We start from the raw sequence: 18,983 nt of genomic DNA, 5'->3' as shown, positions 1-18,983 counted from the left end.
CAATGCGCAAGATGATCCTGCAATGCGGTGCCCTGGCCCTGAGCCTGCTGGCCGCGAACGTGATGGCGGCGGTCTCGCCGGATGAAGCGAATAAACTGGGTACCAGCCTTACGCCGTTGGGCGCGGAAAAAGCCGGCAATGCCGATGGCTCGATTCCGGCCTGGACCGGCGGTATCCCGAAAAACGCCGGTGCCGTGGACAGCAAGGGTTTTTTGGCCGACCCGTTCGCCAATGAAAAACCGCTGTTCACCATCACCGCCGCGACCGTGGACAAGTACAAGGACAAGCTGTCCGAAGGCCAGGTCGCGATGTTCAAGCGCTACCCGGAAACCTACAAGATCCCGGTCTATCCGACCCACCGCAGCGTGGGCCTGCCGCCGGAAATCTACGAGTCGGCCAAGCGCAGCGCCCTCAACGTGAACGCCATCAACGACGGCAATGGCCTGGCCAATTTCACTGGCAACCGCTACTACGCCTTCCCGCTTCCCAAGAGCGGCGTGGAAGTGCTCTGGAACCACGTCACCCGTTACCACGGCGGCAACTTGCGGCGCATCATCACCCAGGCTACGCCGCAGACCAATGGCAGCTTCACGCCGATCCGCTTTGAAGAAGAAATTGCCGTGCCGTTCCTGATCAAGGATGCCGACCCGGAGAAGGCCAGCAACGTATTGACCTATTTCAAGCAGGAGGTGACTGCGCCGGCGCGCCTGGCCGGCAACGTACTGTTGGTGCATGAGACCCTCGACCAAGTGAAGGAACCGCGCCTGGCCTGGATCTACAACGCCGGCCAGCGCCGGGTGCGTCGTGCCCCGCAAGTGGCTTACGACGGCCCGGGCACCGCCGCCGACGGGTTGCGCACCTCCGACAACTTCGACCTGTTTTCCGGTGCGCCGGACCGCTACGACTGGAAGCTGGTCGGCAAAAAGGAAATGTACATCCCGTACAACAGCTACAAGCTCGATTCGCCAAGCCTCAAGTACGACGATGTGATCAAGGCCGGCCACATCAACCAGGACCTGACTCGCTATGAATTGCACCGGGTCTGGGAAGTGGTCGGCACGGTCAAGCCTAGCGAGCGGCACATCTATGCCAAGCGCCACATGTACTTCGACGAGGACAGCTGGCAGGCGGCGCTGGTGGATCACTACGACGGTCGCGGCCAACTGTGGCGGGTGGCCGAAGGTCATGCCCAGTTCTACTACGACCATCAGAACCCGGGCTACACCCTCGAGGCGCTCTACGACATCATCGCCGGCCGCTACATCGCCCTGGGCATGAAGAACGAAGAGAAGCACAGCTACGAGTACGGCTTCGAGGCCAGGGCCGCCGACTACACGCCGGCAGCGCTGCGTTCGACCGGGGTTCGGTAAGGTCTGACTGTTGGAAAGATAACTGTGGCAAAGGGATTTATCTGTCGGAGCAAGGCTTGCCCGCGATGGCCGCACCGCTGTTCGAAAGCTTGCCCGCGTTATCGTTCATCGCGGGCAAGCCTTGCTCCCACAGTGAATCCTTTGCCCACAAGGTTGTGCCTGACTTGATGATCGTGATCGACCGGCAGCGCCCCTGCCGGTCGTTTTTTTATGGGCGCCAATCAGCGCGCTGAATACTTCTCCAAAGCTCGGCGACACAGGACTAGGGTGGTGAGATAACAATAAACAGGATCTGCACACATGACCGCCATGACCCCGTGTCCGGACCGTCCAGGATTGTTGCCTCGCCTGTCCTCGACGCACGTGCCGCGGCGGTCCCTGAGCGAGCCGCTGCTGACGTCCGAAGCGCGAGTAAAACTGCTTTGCGCGCCAGCGGGCAGTGGCAAGAGTGCATTGTTCGCCGAGTGCTTCCTGCAGGCTCCCACCGGGTGTCGGCTGCATTGGTTGCCACTGGGGGGTGCGGCGTTGAGCACGGTGCAAATGTGCGAGCGCCTGGCCCAGGCCCTCGGGCTGCCGATGCTCGATGAAGCGGGACTGCTGGCCCACCTGGCGCGTTTGCAGACACCCACGTGGTTGTTCCTGGATGACTACTGCCGAGTGCCGAATCCCGAACTGGACCAGTTGCTCGACCGTCTGTTGAACACCAGCAGTCCGGCGTTGCACCTGTGGCTGAATAGCCGCCGCCGTCCCCACTGCAACTGGCCGCGACTGTTGCTCGATGACGAGTTGCACGAGTTCGATGCACAGGCATTGTTCTTCACCCCTGACGATGTCCTGCCATTGCTGCGTCATCTGCCCGATCCCCAGGCTGCCCGGACTGCCCACGAGGTGATCCAGCGCAGTGGCGGCTGGTGTGCCGGGGTGCGCATCACGCTGTTGGAGCGTTGCGAATGGGCGCGCAGTCATGCAACGCCGGGACGGCCGGGGACCTTGGTCGACTACCTGGAGTACGAATTGTTCAGCACGCTGACCCCGGATCTGGCGCAGGCCTGGCGTGTGCTGGCGCATCTGCCGCGCTTCAATGCCCGGCTGTGCGAGCATCTGTTCGGCGACACCGTGGGCGCGCAATGCTTGCCCTTGCTACTGGACCTGGGATGTTTCATCGAGCCATGGGAGCAGACGTCGGACTGGTTGCAGATTTTTCCGGCCCTGGCCCGGCTGGTACGTGAAGAACCCTGGCCGCAGGGGCGTTCCTGGCATCGACGGGCCTGCCAGTGGTTTGCTGCCGAGCAGGATTGGCAAATGGCGTTCGAGCAAGCCATGTTGGCCGAGGAGTTCGAGACTGCCGTCAGTTTCTTGCAGCATTTGAGCTTCGAGCACGTCTTGCAGCGTCGCAACGTGGTGCTGTTGCTGGGCCTGCACGATCAACAAGGCGAAGCGCTGACCCTCTGTACGCCGCAATCGGTGGGGTTGGTCACCGCTGCGCTGTTGTTCGCCGGACGCTTCGACCAGGCGTCGACGTGCATCGAGCAACTGGCCAGGTTCATGCCGCAGCCTTCGGCCTGCCAGCAGCGACAGCTGCTGGCCAGGTGGCAGGTCTTGCGAGGCTGGTTGCTGCACCTCTCGGGCGATGGCGAACAGGCGCGCGAGCACTTCCTCCAGGCCCAGGCCAGCCTGGACCCCGAGGCCTGGGCCCAACGGGTGCTGTGCCTGGGTGGGCTCACGCAGCAGGCGCTGCTTGAAGGCGAACTGGCTTCTGCGCATCGGATCAACCGCCAGGCGCTGTGCCTGGCGCGTGCGCAAGGTTCACTGGTATTCGAAGGATTGCTGGAACTGGACCACGCCCAAGTCCTGGAACAACGTGGCGCGCCTCACCGGGCCGATCATCTGCTGGCCGCCGTCCAGGCGCTGCTGGATAAACCAGGCCAGGACTTTTCCCCGCTGTTGGGGCGTATCGCCCTGCGGCGCGGGCGCCTGGCATTGCGCATGGGGTTTGAAGAGCGCGCCGCCGAGCAGTTTCAAACGGGCCTGGAAACGGGCCTGCACAGCCTGGACAAACAAGTGCTCTATGGCTTTCTCGGCAAGGCCAGCCTGGCTGCCAACCAGGGCGACTATGGCGAGGCCTTCATGCAACTGCGCGATGCCGAGCGGATCATGCAGCAGCGGCACATCCCCGACACCGTTTACCGTGGTGTGTTGCTGCAAACCAGCTGCCAGTTCTGGCTGCAACAGGGGCGGGCGGAACTGGCCCATGAAGCCTTGACCCGCGTCTTGCGCCATTTTCACGGGCCGCAGGCCAAGCATGCGCCTCCCGCGACCCTGGAATTGATTGCACGACTTGAATACCTGCTGGTGCTGGCCGAGGTTTACCTGCAGCGGGCACAGGAGCCGCAGGCGCGCCTGCAAGCCATGATCGCCCGGGCACAGCAGAGTGAAATGCACAGCCTGGAAACCGAACTGCAGCTGGTGTTGACGGAGGTTGTCTGGTTGTCCGGCGATCGCTCCCAGGCCCGGATACTCCTGCAAGAAGGGCTCAAGCGAGTCACTTGCTGGCGGGCCCAGCAAGCCTTGTGCGAGCTGCGCTTGCGCCAGCCGGAGCTGGTACGTTGGGCACAATCGGCAGAGCAGGTCGAGCCGCCCGCCAGCGCCGAGGACACCTTGCTCAGTCATCGCGAACTGGAGGTCCTGGAGCTGATTGCGCAAGGTCATTCAAACCAACAGATTGCCGAACGGCTGTTCATTTCGTTGCACACGGTGAAAACCCATGCGCGGCGAATCCACAGCAAGTTGGGCGTGCAGCGGCGTACGCAGGCAGTGGCAAAAGCCAAGGTCATGGGCGTGATGGGTTAGATGCAATGATTCGACACTTCACGCGCGCTTACACTTGCCTTTTTTACAGTCACGCGCTGGCCTGTGTATAACGGCGAGACTGAAGTTCAAGCCTAAGTTGCGTCTTCAGTTGAATCGAGATGCCGCGCTGTTGTATCAGCCGCACAATCAATAACGGCCCGGACAGGAAGTTCGAGGCGATGAAATGACAAGGATGCCTTATGAATACTCCGTTGTTTTCTTCCCACTCTGAAAGACTCCGAGGACCGGGTCAGGACGCTGGACTTGATAGCGTTTGAGACAATCGTCACGGACATTGTTGCAAGTTTGACGGACAAGCCTGCTATGGATTTATCCCCGCGTCCCCTCAGGCCCTTGTCCGTCGAGGATGTGCACGGGGCATTGAAAGTCCACGTGCCCAACGTCGATCCGGATGGCGTGTACGTGACCAGTTTTATTGCGCACGGCCCCGGCAAGCGCATGGTGTCGTCGTCCGAGCAACTGATTGAGTATCTATTGGGCCACTTCAGGAATGATGTGATTCCCTATCACTCCAAGGGCCGTCACCAGGGGATTTATACCGTTCCCTTCAGCGGCGAAGAGCGTTATCTCCATCCGCAACTGATCACCTCTCACCTGAATGATTTAGTGATCAGGATTGTCCCGGATTTGCTGGGCTGATCCCGGACTCGCTTCATACCCCATCCGCCAACTCACGGCCCGGGTCGCCGCCAACAGGCGTTGCGCCGCCGGGCCGTCTTCGTCGGCGTGGAACAGCGAGGTCGGTCCCACGATCGTCATCACCGCTTTCACCTCGCCGACGGCATTGAATACCGGAGCGGACAAGGCATCCACGCCCGGCATCAGCAAGCCATGCACATGGTGCAGGCCGCGACTGCGAATCTGTTCGCACAACGCGGCATAAACGCGATCGTCGGCGAGGGCGTGGTGCTCGGTGCCTTGTACTTCCTGCTCGCGTAAACCGATGGTCTCGCGCTCCGGCAGATAAGCGCTGAACACCAGCCCCGTGGACGAACTGAGCAGTGGCAATACCGAACCCAGTTGCGTCACCACGGTCACGGCCCGCACGGCGGGTTCGATCCGTACCACGGTCGCGCCATGGTTGCCCCACACCGCCAGGAAGCAGGTTTCGTTCAAGTCGTCGCGCAGTTCGGCCAGGGGCAGGGCGGCCACTTGCAGCACGTCCATACCGTTGAGCGCGGCCAGGCCTACGCGCAGGGCCTCGCGGCCCAGGCCATAGTGGTTGGTAGCGGCGTTCTGCTCGGCAAACCCGCTGGCGATCAAGGCCTGCAGATACCGATGAACCTTGCTCGCCGGCATTTGCACGTGTTCGGCCAGCCGCGACAGCGACGTGGAGGGCGACAGTTCGGCCAGGGCCTTGAGGATGTCGGTGCCGACTTCGGCCGAGCGGACTTTCTGTTTACCGTTGCTGAGCGGGGTTTCCATGGAGGCGCAGGGTCCAGAGGCGAATGGGCGTCTTTATAGCTTGACGGTCGCTGTCGAGCAAATTACGTTATGCGTAATCGAATTACGATAAAAATAACCCGGTGCGCCTCAACCACTCCGTTGAGTGACGGGCCGCATTCCTGGAGGCTCCATGAACCTCGATTCCCCAGCGTCGGACCTGGCTTACCAATCAGGCTTGGGCAACGAATTTGCCAGCGAAGCATTGCCCGGCGCACTGCCCGTCGGCCAGAACTCGCCACAGAAAGCCCCGTACGGTCTCTATGCCGAGTTGTTCTCCGGCACGGCGTTCACCATGGCTCGCAGCGAAGCGCGGCGTACCTGGATGTATCGCATCCGGCCGTCGGCCAATCATCCGGCCTTCACCAAGCTCGAACGGCAATTGGCGGGCGGCCCATTGGGCGACGTCACACCCAATCGCCTGCGTTGGAACCCGCTGGAGATCCCCGCCGAGCCCACCGATTTCATCGACGGGCTGGTGTGCATGGCGGCCAATGCCGGTGCGGACAAGCCGGCCGGCATCAGCCTTTATCAGTACCGGGCCAACCGCTCCATGGAGCGGGTATTTTTCAATGCCGACGGTGAATGGCTGATCGTGCCGCAACTGGGACGGCTGCGGATCGCCACCGAGTTGGGCGTGCTGGAACTGGCACCACTGGAAATCGTCGTGCTGCCCCGGGGGCTGAAATTTCGCATTGAACTGCTCGATCCGCAGGCCCGTGGTTACCTCGCCGAAAATCATGGCGCGCCGCTACGCCTGCCGGACCTCGGGCCCATCGGCAGCAATGGCCTGGCGAATCCGCGGGATTTCCTGACTCCGGTCGCCCATTACGAGAACCTCGCGCAACCGACCCCGCTGGTGCAGAAATTCCTCGGTGAGTTGTGGGGGTGCGAGCTGGATCATTCGCCCCTCGACGTGGTGGCCTGGCACGGCAACAACGTGCCGTATAAATATGATCTGCGCCGCTTCAACACCATTGGCACGGTCAGCTTCGATCACCCGGACCCGTCTATTTTCACCGTGTTGACCTCGCCCACCAGCGTCCACGGCCTGGCCAACCTCGATTTCGTGATTTTCCCGCCACGCTGGATGGTGGCAGAGAACACCTTCCGTCCACCGTGGTTCCACCGCAACCTGATGAACGAATTCATGGGCCTGATCCAGGGCGCCTACGATGCCAAGGCCGAAGGTTTCCTACCGGGCGGCGCGTCCTTGCACAGCTGCATGAGTGCCCATGGCCCGGATGGCGAGACCTGTACCAAGGCGATCAACGCCGATCTACAGCCGGCGAAAATCGACAACACCATGGCGTTCATGTTCGAGACCAGCCAGGTGCTGCGTCCAAGTCGTTTCGCCCTGGGCTGCCCGCAACTGCAAACCGACTACGATGCATGTTGGGCCTCGCTGCCTGTCACGTTCGACCCGACCCGGAGATAACCCATGACTCAACTTTCCCCTGCCCGTAGCTGGGTCGCCTGTGCCAACGGCCATGCGGACTTCCCGTTGCAGAACCTGCCATTGGGTATCTTCAGTGTCGATGGCGGTGCCCTGCGCAGCGGCGTGGCGATTGGCGAGCGCATTTTCGATCTGCAGGCGGCGCTGCACGCGGGCTTGTTTGACGGCGCGGCACGCCAGGCTGTCGAAGCCATGGCCGACGGCCAGTTGAATGCATTTTTCGACCTGGGCCGAGGCGCCCGGGTTGCCCTGCGTGAACGACTGCTGGAACTGCTGCGCGAGGACAGCCCCCTGCGTGGCAAGGTCGAAGCCCAGGGCGCGAAACTGCTGCTCCTCGCGGCCGACTGCCAGATGCACCTGCCGGCCAGGATCAACGACTACACCGACTTCTACGTCGGTATCGAGCACGCGCAGAATGTCGGCAAGCTGTTCCGCCCCGACAATCCGTTGCTGCCCAACTACAAATACGTCCCCATCGGTTACCACGGTCGCGCCTCGACCATTCGCCCGTCCGGCACCGACGTGCGCCGCCCCAAGGGCCAGACCCTGCCGGCCGGCCAGAGCGAGCCGACCTTCGGCCCGTGTGCGCGGCTGGACTATGAGCTGGAACTGGGCATCTGGATCGGCAAGGGCAATGCCCTGGGCGAACCGATCCCCATCGGCGATGCCGCCGAACACATTGGCGGGTTCTGCCTGCTCAACGACTGGTCGGCCCGGGATATCCAGGCGTGGGAATACCAGCCACTGGGGCCGTTCCTGTCGAAGAGTTTCCTGACCAGTATTTCGCCATGGGTGGTGACGGCTGAAGCCCTGGAACCGTTCCGTCGCCCGCAACCGGCACGCCCGCAAGGCGATCCGCAACCGCTGCCGTATCTGCTGGACAAGCGTGACCAGGCCGGCGGTGCCTTCGACATCGAGCTGGAAGTCCTGTTGCTCACCGAGGCCATGGGCGAGCAAAACCTGCCGGCCCAGCGCCTGACCCTGAGCAACACCCAGTACATGTACTGGACCGTGGCGCAAATGGTTGCGCACCACAGCGTCAACGGTTGCCAGTTGCAGGCCGGCGACCTGTTTGGCTCGGGCACCCTGTCGGGCCCTGAAAACCATCAATTCGGCAGTCTGCTGGAAATCACCGAAGGCGGTAAAAAACCGATCGAACTGGCGTCTGGCGAAGTGCGCCGATTCCTTGAGGACGGTGACGAAATCATCTTGCGGGCCCGTTGCCGCCGCGAGGGTTTCGCGTCCATCGGCTTCGGCGAGTGCCGGGGCAAGATCCTGCCGGCGCGTTGAGGGGCAGGGCATGGAACTCTATACCTACTATCGCTCCACCTCGTCCTATCGGGTGCGCATTGCACTGGCGCTCAAGGGCCTGGATTACCAGGCCCTGCCGGTCAACCTGATCGCTGCGCCTGGGGGCGAGCATCGCCAGCCGGCCTATCTGGCGATCAACCCCCAGGGCCGGGTGCCGGCGCTGCGCACCGATGAGGGCGCGCTGCTGGTGCAATCGCCGGCCATCATCGAATACCTGGAGGAGCGTTATCCACAGGTGCCGCTGCTCAGCGCCGACCTGGCGATGCGCGCCCACGAACGAGGCGTCGCCGCGCTGATCGGTTGCGACATTCACCCCCTGCACAACGTCAGCGTGCTCAACAAACTGCGGCAGTGGGGCCACGATGAAACGCAGGTGACGGAGTGGATCGGCCACTGGATCAGCCAGGGCTTGGCGGCGGTGGAGCAGTTGATTGGCGACGATGGCTATTGCTTCGGTGCAGCGCCGGGGCTGGCGGATGTATACCTGATCCCGCAGTTGTACGCGGCCGAGCGGTTCAATGTTTCGTTGCTGGCGTATCCGCGGATCCGTCGTGTTGCGGCGTTGGCGGCTGGGCATGTGGCGTTCCAACAGGCGCACCCGGCGAAGCAGCCGGATACCCCGGCCTGACATTGATGTAGGCCGTTGCACCGCTATCGCGAGCAAGCTCGCTCCCACATTGGACTGTGACAAGCACAAAACCTGAGTTCAATGCGATCAACTGTGGGAGCGAGCTTGCTCGCGATAGCGATTTAACCACCTGCAACCGCTCAATGCACAACCGAATTCGGTGGCAAATGCCCCAGCCGCTCCGTCAGTCGGATTCGCTGGATCGGATCGTCGCTGAGCATCAGGGCATGCTCCAGGTCGAAGCGTTCGGCGTTGGGGCAATCGAGTCGCTGATACAGGCTGGCGCGGGCCAGGTAGTCGGCGGCGCTGGCGTTGCCCAGCTCCAGCACCCGTTCGGCGTCGATCAGGGCCGCGATGTAATCGTCGTTCGCCAGATGCAGTTGACGCAGGTTGCGCGACAGGCGCTGCAGCATCTGCATCGGCTCGGCGTTGACCAGGTGTTCAGCCTTGAGCTGCATGTTCGCGCCGTATTGGCGCTGTAGCAGTTCCCGGCAGTCATTGGGGTACAACCGGCGGCCACCGCACGGATCGAGCAGGTGATCGGCGCCGGGCACCTTCAACAGGAAATGCCCGGGGAAATTGACACCGACCATCGGAATTTCCAGGCCTCGGGCCAGTTCCAGGGCGATCAGGCCGAGGGCCAGGGGCTGCCCGCGTTTGCGCGCCAGGACTTTGTCCAGTAACGCCGCTCGCGGTCGCAAAGGCGTGAAGTCGTCCTGGGCGAAACCCAAGTCATTGAGCCGCCGCAGCAAGGGCTGGCCCAGTTCGCTGACAGGCAGCATCGGCAAGCCCTGGCTGACCCGTTGTTGCAGCTCCTTGAAATCCTTCAGCAAGGCCGGTACGTCGACCTCGCGATCATGTTCGGCAGCGATCCACAGCGCCGCTTCGAACAGCGCTGGTGGCGAGCGGTGCAGACAATCAAAAAAGGCTTGGCGCGGTTTCATCAAACTCTCCGGGCTATGCTCCCGTTTTAGCCCTGCCGTGGATTTTCGTCCAGTCTCGGACAGAGGCTGTAACAGGTTATGCCGAAAAGGACTGACCACCCCGGCGACTTATTCCTGCGTGCTCCAGCAAATTTCGACTGCACGCCTATACTGGCGAAACAAACAAAAGTGATTCGGGAGCCTTTCGATGTTTGCTCTCATGCAAAGCTCCCGCCTTGAATCGCTGCACCTAAGCGTAGACCCGGCAACCGGGTTGAAGGCGGTGATTGCCATTCATTGCAGCCGTCCGGGGCCCGCCCTGGGGGGCTGTCGTTATCTTGCCTACCCCGACGACGAAAGTGCCGTGGCCGATGCCGTGCGCCTGGCCCAAGGCATGAGCTACAAGGCGGCACTGGCCGGCTTGCCCGTGGGCGGCGGGGTGGCGGTGATCATGCGCCCGGCCCATGTCGAGAGTCGGGCTGCGTTGTTCGAAGCCTTTGGTCGTTGTATCGAGCAGTTGGACGGTCGCTATATCACGGCCATCGACAGCGGCACGTCGGTGGCCGACATGGATTGCATCGCCCAGCAGACTCGCCATGTCACCAGCACCACGGCCTCGGGAGATCCCGCGCCCCACGCGGCAATGGGGGTCTTTGCCGGTATCCGTGCCACCGCCATGGCCCGCCTGGGCAGCGATAACCTCGAAAGCCTGCGGGTGGCGATCCAGGGCCTGGGCAACGTCGGTTATGCCTTGGCCGAACAACTGCACGCGGCTGGTGCCGAATTGCTGGTCAGCGACATCGACCCTGGCAAGGTGCAATTGGCGATGGAGCAACTGGGCGCCCATCCGATCGCCAACGACGCGTTGCTCAGCACGCCCTGCGACATCCTTGCTCCTTGCGGGTTGGGTGGGGTGCTCAACAGCCAAAGCGTGGCACAACTGCGCTGCTCGGCCGTTGCCGGCTCGGCCCATAATCAGTTGAGCAACCTGCAAGTGGCCGACCAGTTGGAAAGACGTGGAATTCTCTATGCGCCGGACTATGTGATCAACTCCGGTGGCCTGATCTACGTCGCGCTGAAACATCGTGGCGAAGAACTGTCGACGATCACCGCGCACTTGTCGAAAATCGGTGCCCGGCTCACGGAAGTCTTCGCCCACGCCCAGGCGGAGAAGCGCTCACCGGCCCGGGTAGCCGATGAGCTGGCGGAGCGTTTGTTGTACCGCTGAAAATCAAAAGGAAGTAATGGGTAGTAGTGAAGCAGCCTATCTGTGGGAGCAAGGCCTGCCCGCGATGCAGGCGCCGCGACTGTTCAGGCTAATCGAGTCATCGTTCATCGCGAGCAAGCTTTGCTCCCACAGCTGCAATTACCTCAACAGATACACCGGAAAGCATTCGCAAAGATGCATCACTCGGCGCCGGGTGTTGTCCAGGCGTGCTGCGTTGTCCGGCTGTTCCAGCAGGTCGGCGATCAAGTTCGCCACTTCGGCACATTCGGCTTCGCCAAAACCGCGGGTGGTCAGTGCCGGCGTGCCGATGCGAATGCCGCTGGTGATGGCCGGTTTCTGCGGATCGTTGGGAATCGCGTTTTTGTTCAAGGTGATATGGGCGCTTTCCAGCAGCGCCTCGGCGTCTTTGCCGGTGATGTTCATCGAGCGCAGATCGAGCAGGAACATATGGCAATCAGTACCGCCGGACACCACCCGCAAGCCGCGTCGGGTCAGGACGTCGGCCATGACGCGGGCGTTGTCGATCACCCGCTGCTGGTAATGCTTGAACCCATCGCCCAAGGCTTCGTTGAACGCCACGGCCTTGGCGGCGATGACGTGCATCAGCGGGCCGCCCTGGTACACCGGGAAAATCGTCTTGTCGAGCAGGGCGCCATATTGCGCCTTGGCCAGGATCAGACCGCCGCGCGGGCCGCGCAAGGTCTTGTGGGTGGTGGAGGTGATGAAGTCGGCGATGCCAACCGGCGACGGATACACGCCGGCAGCGATCAACCCGGCGTAGTGCGCCATGTCCACCATCAGGTAGGCGCCGATTTCATCGCAGATCTTGCGAAAGCGCTGGAAGTCGATGGTCCGCGAATAGGCCGAGGCCCCGGCGATGATCATCTTCGGCCGGTGTTCCCTGGCCAGGGCTTCCATTTCTTCGTAGTCGAGGGTTTCGGTTTCCGTGTCCAGGCCATAGGAAAATGCCCGGTAGATCTTGCCGGAAAAATTCACCGAGGCGCCGTGGGTCAGGTGGCCGCCATGGGCCAGGGACATGCCCAGGATGGTGTCGCCGGGTTCAAGTACTGCCAGGAAAACCGCCTGGTTGGCCTGGGAGCCGGAGTGCGGTTGCACGTTGACGTATTCGCAGTTGAACAACTTGCGAGCGCGTTCGATGGCCAGGTTCTCGATTTCATCGACGACCTTGCAGCCGCCGTAGTAACGCTTGCCCGGATAGCCTTCGGCGTATTTGTTGGTGAGCACGGAACCCTGGGCCTGGAGCACTTCCTCGCTGACATAGTTTTCCGAAGCGATCAGCTCCAGGTGGGTTTCCTGGCGGTTGCGCTCGCGGTCGATCAGGCGGGCAATGGTGGGGTCGAAATTTTGCAGGCTCATGGTGTGATTCCCTAGATAAGCGCCTCGGCCAGTGGCGCGGTCACGTGATGCGGCAACACCCGTGGCTGGCTTTTGGTCGAGTCGGATAGAAAAATGGAAGTGTCTTTCAAACCGCTGCCGGTGATCAGGATCACGGCGGTTTGCGGTGTGTCGGGGTGTGTTTCGGCATACTTGAGCAGACCGGCGAAGGCACTGGCGGCGCCGGCTTCCGGAAACACGCCGGTGCTGGCGGCCAATCTCGAGGCGGCGGCGACAATGCTCGGGTCGCTGACACAGATGAACTCGCCGCCGCTGGCGGTGACCGCACGCATGGCCTTGAGGCGATCACGCGGCAGCGCCACATTGATGCTGCTGGCCAGGCTGGTGGGGGGACGGCGCTCGGTTTTCTGCATCGAGCGGTCGTCGCGCCAGGCGCGGTACATGAAGTTGCTGTGCTCGGCCTGCACGCCGATCAGGCGTGGGATGCGTTCGATCCAGCCCAATTGCAGCAAGTCGAAAAAGCCCTTGTAGACCGAGCCCAGGATGCAGCCGTTGCCGACGGGCACGAACACCAGGTCCGGCACCTGCCAGTTGAGTTGTTCGCACATCTCGAAGGCGACGGTTTTCTTGCCTTCGCTCATGTACGAGTTGATCCCGGTGGTGCGGTTGTACCAGCCATGTTCTTCGCAGGCGTTGAGGCATTGCTCGAAAGCTTCGTCATATTGCCCGTCGACCAGCACGATCTCGGCGCCGTAGCCCTGCATCTGCGCGAGTTTTTCGCGGGGCGCGCTCTTGGGCAGGTAAATGACATTGTGCAAGCCCAGGCTGGCGCTCATCCCGGCCAATGCCGAAGCGGCATTACCGGTGCTGGCCACTGCCACGGTGCGTGCACCGGATTGCATGGCGTGGGCCACCGCCAGGGCGCTGGCGCGATCCTTCAACGACCCGGTCGGTTGCCGCGATTCGTCTTTTACGAAGACTTTGATCCGGGCGCCTTTGCCGAGCAATTCCGGGCGTGAGTACAGCGGCGTGTTGCCCACCAGTAACGGTGGAATGAATTGCGTCGAGCTCAACGGCATCAAGCGGTCATAGCGCCACATGCCACGGGCGTGGTCATGGGCCAGGCTGTCCCGGGACCATTCGCGCTTGAGTGTCGGGTAATCGTAAAGCGCGTCCAGGGCACCATCGACTTTGCAATGAGGGCAGTAATAGCTGACCTCATGGGGCTGGTAGCTTCGATCGCAAACCAGGCACTGCAATACATACTCTCTGTACGAATTTTTCATGGTCACCCTCTGAAAGTACGCTGTGCTGGTGCTTTCCTTGCCAACGTCGGTCCAGCTCACCGGACCGACGGGCACTCCGCTGACAGAAGGTGTTTCAGATCACCATGATGGCGTCGATGGCAACCAGGGTGTTGCGTGCCAGTGCACTGGCGCCGGCGGTGGTGCGGGCCGGGTAGGGCTTGGTGAAGTACTCTTCCATGACGCGGTTGAGGGTCGGGAACTCACTCAAGTCAGTGATGAACGCCGTGACCTTGACCACGTTCGCCAGAGTGCCACCTGCCGCTTCGGCCATTTGCACCAGGTTGTCGAGGGTCTGGCGCAGTTGGCCTTCGAAATCCTTGGCCAGCACTTCGTTGTTCAGCGCCGAGACCGGGGTCTGTGCCGACAGGTAGATGGTCTGCCCGTGGCTGACCTTGATGCCCTGGGAATAGGTACCCAGCGGCAGTGGTGCCTTATCGGTGAAAATGACGTTCTCTTCGCCCAGGAAAGGTTTGGCGGCGGGCTGGATTTGAGCGGTGGTTTGCATAGTGACGTTCCTTGTTAAGTGGGTGGGGGTTAGTGCAAATCGGCAACCTGCTTGACGGCCAGGCTGGAAAATTCCTCGTCGCGGCAACGGGCCGGGGAAAAATGCTGGTAGTTGAGTTGCAGCGCCGCCAGGTCGTCCGGCATGGCGATGCCCAGCGCCGCATGGCTGCACAGGCGTGCAATGGCGGGCGCGGCCTGGATGCCGTAGCCACCGAGGGCGGCGAGCCAGATAAAACTCTCTTGCTGCGGATCCTGGCCGAGCACCGGCGAGCGGTCGGCGACGAAGGTTCGCAGGCCTGCCCACTTATTGATGATCGAGCGTGGGCGCAGGCGCGTGGTGTTTTGCAGGCGATCCATGGTGATGGCCAGGTCAAGCTCTTCCGGCAGCGCGTCGCAGGGCAACGAAGGGCTTTCATCGCAGGGGGAGACGATCAGCCGCCCGGCTTCAGGCTTGATGAAAATGTCCTCGTCGACCGTGCCCAGGTAGGGCGTGTGGTGCACGTCGCACTGTGGATCGACCGCCAGCACGGTACGCCGCAACGGTCGGACACCGACCTTGGGCACGCCGCAGCGCTCGGCCAATTCATCGGCCCAGGCACCGGCGGCGTTGACCACGATGGCTGCTTGCAATTGCTGGCCGTCCTGGGTGTGCAAGCGCCAGTGCCCGTCGCGATATTCGCCACGCAGCACTTCGGTCTCGCGCTTGATCACACCACCGCGGGCACGCAGCCCACCGAGGTAGGCGCCGTGAATACCGTGCACATCCAAATCGAAGGCGCTGGGCTCGTAGATCCCGGCGCTCCAGGCGCCTTCGGCGAGGTAGGGCACGAGCTCCTGCACTTGCTTGTCGTCGAGCAGCTCGGCCGTGGGCACTTGCCCCAGGACGGCGCTGAAACGCGCTTTGAGTTTGTCCACCCGTGCTGCCTGGGCCACGATCAGCGCGCCCCGGGGCGACCAGAGCGGATGCTCGGCCAGGCCCTCGGGCGGGTTTTCGAAAAAGCGCCGGGACGCGCAGGTCAGTGAGCGGATCTGTTGGTTGCCGTAGCTTTCCATCGAGATCGCGGCTGAGCGCCCCGTGGTGTGATAGGCCAGTTGCTGTTCCTGTTCGAGCAGGCAGACGCTGCCATGGGCTGCCAATTCATAAGCGGCAGACACGCCGGCGATGCCGCCACCCACCACAATGAAGTCGTAACGAGCGGTCATGGTCGGCTGCCCTCGGCGATAACGGCGGCTTTGCGTTCGCGGGTGTAGGTCAGCACGAAGTGCGCCACGAGGCCGAAGATCAAGCCCCAGAATGCGGCGGCCAGGCCGAGGTAACTCATGCCCGAAGCCGTCACCAGGAAAGTGATCAGTGCCGCTTCGCGTTGTTTCTCGTCAGCCATGGCGCCGGTCAGCCCGGCGCTGATTGCGCCAAACAAGGCGAGGCCGGCGAGGGCGGCGATCAATTCTTTCGGCAGTGCGGAGAACACCGAGGCCAGGGTGGCGCCGAAGGTCCCCATCAGAATGTAGAACACCCCGCAGGCAATCCCGGCCATGTAGCGTTTGTCGCGGTCTTCGTGGGCTTCGCGGCCGGTGCAGATCGCTGCGGTAATGGCCGCCAGGTTCAAACCGTGGGAACCGAACGGGGCCATCAGGATCGAGCCAATCGCGGTGACCGAGATGATCGAGCGTGCCGGCGTGTTGTAGCCCGAGGTGCGCAACACCGCCATGCCTGGCACGTACTGGCCGGTCAAGGTCACCAGCGCCAGTGGCAGGCCGATGTTGATGATTGCGTGCCAGTTCCATTCAGGGGCGATGAAGATCGGCTGGGCCACGGCGATGGTGATCGAGGTGCTATTGAGTTCACCGAACGAGGCGGCCACCGCGCAACCGACGATCAGCACCGACAGGATCGCGTAGCGTGGCGAAAAGCGCTTGAAGATCAGGTATGCCGCGATCATCGCCAAGACCAGAGCCGGCTGCAGTTTGATCGACGTGAACAGCTCGGCGCCGAAGCGGAACAGGATCCCGGCGAGCATGGCGGCGGCAATGGCCTTGGGCAAGCGGCTCATCAGCTTGTCGAACGCACCGGACAGGCCGACCAGCGCGATGATCACCGACGCCACCACATAAGCACCGATGGCCTGGGGCAGGGTCACGGTGGGCAGCATCGACACCAGCAACGCTGCACCCGGTGTCGACCATGCGGTGATGACCGGAACACGCAGGCGCCAGCTCAGGAACAGGCCGGTAATCCCGCTGCCAATGGAGATGGCCCAGATCCATGAAGACACCACGTCGTTGGGCAGGTGCGCTTCCTTGGCTGCCTGGAACACGATGATGAGCGGGCCGGCGTAGGAAATGATCACGGCGATGAAGCCCGCGATGATCGCCGACAGAGATAGATCCTTTCTGAATGTGTCCATGATGTCTCGACTTGGCGCGACAGGAGCGCGCAGTGAATGATTGAGTCGATTGCTTCGATTCGAGATCAGTGTATTTGAATGAATTGAGTTGATTCAATAGGGAGCGGGATTGTTACGAGATATTTTTCCGTTGTGACGGGCTATTTTTGCGGATTTAAAGAACTAAATATTTGATTTTAAATGATTTTATTTCTAGTAAAAATTTCTTCACATGACATTGAGAAACGATTCAATAATCGTATCAATCGACTCAATGTGTCGATTGTGTCGAATTATTAGTTGCCTAACCTCCATGTGATATGCTCGGATATTCATCATTTCTACGATGGGCAGTGATCATTCATGTGGGTTCCCCAGCTAAGCGAGTTCAGTCAGCCGATGTATTTGTCGATTGCCGATGCGTTGGCGCGCGATATCAACAACGGCGTGTTGAACGAGGGCGATCGCCTGCCGACCTTGCGGGAGCTGGCCACCACCTTGAATGTCACGCCGGGCACCATCAGTCGGGCCTATAGCGAAGCTCATCGGCGTCGCTTGGTGCAGGGGGAAGTGGGGCGTGGCACCTACGTGCTCAACCAGAAACAGCTGGAGCTGCCGGCCAGCAACAGCGCCTCCGCGCCGCTGAACCTGGGGCAATCCGAACTGCTCGATCTTTCGATCATCAAGCCCTACAGCGAAACCCTGGAGTACTGGTTGCGTGGCGCGCTGGTGGGCATGGCCAAGAGCACCGATTTCGCTCGCGCACTGGATTACGCGCCGGATGGCGGTCACCCGGCGCATCGCGAGGCGGGGGCGCAATGGTTGCGTCATTCATTGCCCGACGCGCAATGGCAGCAAGTGGTGATTACCGCAGGAGCCCAGCATGGCTTGATGGTGGCGATGAGCGCCCTGACCAACGCCGGTGACCTGGTGCTCTGCGAAGCGCTTTGCTACCCGGGCATCATCTCCCTGGCCCATGGTCTTGAGCGGCGCCTGCGTGGCGTGCCGATGGATGACGAGGGCATCATTCCCGAAGCGTTGCGTGAACTGTGCCTGCGAGAGAAGCCGGCGATGCTGGTCTGCGTGGCGACCTGCCAGAACCCGACGGCGGCGATCATGTCGCAGAAGCGTCGGGCCCAGATCGCCGCGCTTGCCGAGGAGTTCGACTTCATCATCCTGGACGATGATATCTATGGCTTCCTGGCCACCGACCCATCGATCAAGCCACTGTCGGCCTTTGCGCCGGACCGTTCGGTGTACCTGACCAGTCTGTCGAAATCGGTCATGCCGGCGCTTCGTGTAGGTTATATCTACAGCCCGCCGAAACTGCTGTCTCGCCTGACCTCGATGGTGCGCAGCAGCGTCTGGATGCCGTCGCCATTGACCGCGCAGTTGGCGAGCAATGTGATTACCGAGGGCCTGGACAAGAAACTGATTCGCATCCAGCGTAACGAGGCGGCGGGGCGACAGGCGATCGCCAGGGAAATCTTTGCCAATTTCGAGCTCAAGACCCAGCCATATTCCTATCACGTCTGGTTGACGCTGCCGGAGCCATGGACCAGCGACGAGTTCACCATGCTCGCCCGGGCCAACGGCGTATTGGTCCTCAGCGGCACCCAATTCCAGGCTGAGCGCTCAGGGACAACCCGCTGTGTACGGCTGGTGTTGATGTCCCCTACCAGCCAGGACGAACTGCGTTTCGCCCTGACCAAGCTGGCGAGCCTGATCGATTCAGATCCACGCCGTTATTACTGAAAAAGATCGCAGCCTTCGGCAGCTCCTGCACGGTTGTTCCATGTGGGAGCTGCCGAAGGCTGCGATCTTTTTTAGTTATTCGTCCGACGGATTGAGCAGTTCGGACAAGGCGTCCGGCTGGCTCTTGAACGCCTTGGCGAACACATCACGATTCTTCGCCATGTAGATCCCGGCTTCCTCGACCTGTTGCTCGCTCAGCGATGGAACGGCTTTTTGCAACACCTCTGCCAGCAATTCGGCGAGTTCCAGCATTTTGTCATGACGGTCAGCTTCGGCTTTATCCATGAACAAGCGCTCCAGATCTCGGCTGCTGCGGTATACCACTTCGACGGCCATTCACCACCTCACATGCCTTCACATTGGTTGTCTTTGTGACTACTGTATTTATATACAGGCAAAAGAATAAGCGAATCCTGTTGCTTTGGATAGTGGCTTTTTAATGTAGAC

Annotated in this window: 17 protein-coding genes; 9 read left to right on the top strand and 8 right to left on the bottom strand. The window is 61.6% G+C overall.

The window, feature by feature from the left end; all coding sequences use genetic code 11:
* Positions 1 to 2: 2 nt before the first annotated feature.
* The 4 genes from F7R20_RS10480 (at position 3) to F7R20_RS10470 (ending at position 4,880) form a co-directional block, all read left to right on the top strand.
* The gene (locus tag F7R20_RS10480) at positions 3 to 1,370 is read left to right on the top strand and encodes a DUF1329 domain-containing protein (protein WP_003205434.1); all 1,368 of its coding nucleotides are present in this window, start codon (positions 3 to 5) and stop codon (positions 1,368 to 1,370) included.
* A 65-nt stretch (positions 1,371 to 1,435) separates the two neighbouring features.
* Positions 1,436 to 1,603 carry a hypothetical protein gene (locus F7R20_RS31620; RefSeq protein WP_155252599.1) on the top strand — a complete coding sequence of 56 codons (168 nt, stop codon included), beginning with the start codon at positions 1,436 to 1,438 and terminating at the stop codon, positions 1,601 to 1,603.
* 67 nt (positions 1,604 to 1,670) lie between these two features.
* A complete protein-coding gene (locus tag F7R20_RS10475) occupies positions 1,671 to 4,220 on the top strand; it encodes a LuxR C-terminal-related transcriptional regulator (RefSeq protein ID WP_003205432.1) in 2,550 nt (849 codons plus the stop codon).
* A gap of 264 nt (positions 4,221 to 4,484) precedes the next feature.
* A complete protein-coding gene (locus F7R20_RS10470) occupies positions 4,485 to 4,880 on the top strand; it encodes a hypothetical protein (protein WP_050516632.1) in 396 nt (131 codons plus the stop codon).
* Here F7R20_RS10470 and F7R20_RS10465 read toward each other — a convergent pair.
* A complete protein-coding gene (locus F7R20_RS10465) occupies positions 4,845 to 5,666 on the bottom strand; it encodes an IclR family transcriptional regulator (protein ID WP_003205431.1) in 822 nt (273 codons plus the stop codon). The two genes, F7R20_RS10470 and F7R20_RS10465, sit on opposite strands and share 36 nt — an antisense overlap.
* A 151-nt stretch (positions 5,667 to 5,817) precedes the next feature.
* On the opposite strand from F7R20_RS10465, the gene hmgA reads away from it, so the two are divergent.
* Genes hmgA through maiA form a run of 3 tightly spaced genes read left to right on the top strand, consistent with a single transcriptional unit; the run spans position 5,818 to position 9,079 of the window.
* Positions 5,818 to 7,122, top strand: coding sequence for a homogentisate 1,2-dioxygenase (gene hmgA / locus F7R20_RS10460; RefSeq protein WP_013694190.1), 1,305 nt, complete (start codon positions 5,818 to 5,820; stop codon positions 7,120 to 7,122).
* A gap of 3 nt (positions 7,123 to 7,125) precedes the next feature.
* On the top strand, positions 7,126 to 8,430 hold the full coding sequence (fahA, locus tag F7R20_RS10455) for a fumarylacetoacetase (protein WP_003205427.1): 1,305 nt from the start codon (positions 7,126 to 7,128) through the stop codon (positions 8,428 to 8,430).
* Between the two features lie 10 nt (positions 8,431 to 8,440).
* Positions 8,441 to 9,079, top strand: coding sequence for a maleylacetoacetate isomerase (gene maiA / locus F7R20_RS10450; RefSeq protein WP_003205425.1), 639 nt, complete (start codon positions 8,441 to 8,443; stop codon positions 9,077 to 9,079).
* 140 nt (positions 9,080 to 9,219) lie between these two features.
* Here maiA and F7R20_RS10445 read toward each other — a convergent pair whose 3' ends face one another.
* Positions 9,220 to 10,023, bottom strand: a complete 804-nt coding sequence (locus F7R20_RS10445; protein ID WP_003205424.1) for a SirB1 family protein — start codon at positions 10,021 to 10,023, stop codon at positions 9,220 to 9,222.
* A gap of 187 nt (positions 10,024 to 10,210) precedes the next feature.
* On the opposite strand from F7R20_RS10445, the gene F7R20_RS10440 reads away from it, so the two are divergent.
* Positions 10,211 to 11,230 (top strand): Glu/Leu/Phe/Val dehydrogenase family protein, encoded by a 1,020-nt coding sequence (locus F7R20_RS10440; RefSeq protein WP_003205422.1) that lies wholly within the window; start codon positions 10,211 to 10,213, stop codon positions 11,228 to 11,230.
* Positions 11,231 to 11,368: 138 nt separating this feature from the next.
* On the opposite strand, the gene glyA is transcribed toward F7R20_RS10440, so the two are convergent.
* The 5 genes from glyA to F7R20_RS10410 all read right to left on the bottom strand — a co-directional run bounded on the left by glyA (position 11,369) and on the right by F7R20_RS10410 (position 16,802).
* A complete protein-coding gene (gene glyA / locus F7R20_RS10430) occupies positions 11,369 to 12,607 on the bottom strand; it encodes a serine hydroxymethyltransferase (protein ID WP_003205420.1) in 1,239 nt (412 codons plus the stop codon).
* Positions 12,608 to 12,618: 11 nt separating this feature from the next.
* Entirely contained in the window at positions 12,619 to 13,872 is a 1,254-nt protein-coding gene (gene thrC / locus F7R20_RS10425) for a threonine synthase (RefSeq protein ID WP_003205418.1), read from the bottom strand.
* Positions 13,873 to 13,966: 94 nt separating this feature from the next.
* Entirely contained in the window at positions 13,967 to 14,398 is a 432-nt protein-coding gene (locus F7R20_RS10420; RefSeq protein WP_003205417.1) for a Rid family detoxifying hydrolase, read from the bottom strand.
* 29 nt (positions 14,399 to 14,427) lie between these two features.
* On the bottom strand, positions 14,428 to 15,600 hold the full coding sequence (locus F7R20_RS10415) for an NAD(P)/FAD-dependent oxidoreductase (RefSeq protein ID WP_003205415.1): 1,173 nt from the start codon (positions 15,598 to 15,600) through the stop codon (positions 14,428 to 14,430).
* Complete coding sequence (locus F7R20_RS10410; RefSeq protein ID WP_003205413.1) at positions 15,597 to 16,802, bottom strand: benzoate/H(+) symporter BenE family transporter; 1,206 nt, start codon at positions 16,800 to 16,802, stop codon at positions 15,597 to 15,599. The genes F7R20_RS10415 and F7R20_RS10410 overlap by 4 nt, the downstream gene beginning before the upstream one ends.
* A gap of 342 nt (positions 16,803 to 17,144) precedes the next feature.
* Between F7R20_RS10410 and F7R20_RS10405 the strand changes: the two genes are divergently transcribed.
* Positions 17,145 to 18,536, top strand: a complete 1,392-nt coding sequence (locus F7R20_RS10405) for an aminotransferase-like domain-containing protein (RefSeq protein ID WP_003205412.1) — start codon at positions 17,145 to 17,147, stop codon at positions 18,534 to 18,536.
* 75 nt (positions 18,537 to 18,611) lie between these two features.
* Here the strand turns inward: F7R20_RS10405 and F7R20_RS10400 are convergent, their stop codons facing one another.
* Positions 18,612 to 18,872, bottom strand: coding sequence for a YebG family protein (locus tag F7R20_RS10400; protein WP_003205410.1), 261 nt, complete (start codon positions 18,870 to 18,872; stop codon positions 18,612 to 18,614).
* Positions 18,873 to 18,983 lie beyond the last annotated feature (111 nt).

The organism is Pseudomonas brassicacearum subsp. brassicacearum, from assembly GCF_008801605.1.
Taxonomy (GTDB): Bacteria; Pseudomonadota; Gammaproteobacteria; order Pseudomonadales; family Pseudomonadaceae; genus Aquipseudomonas; species Aquipseudomonas brassicacearum.
The sequence above is the reverse complement of the archived record's forward strand: the minus strand, read 5'-3'. Positions and strand labels throughout refer to the sequence as shown.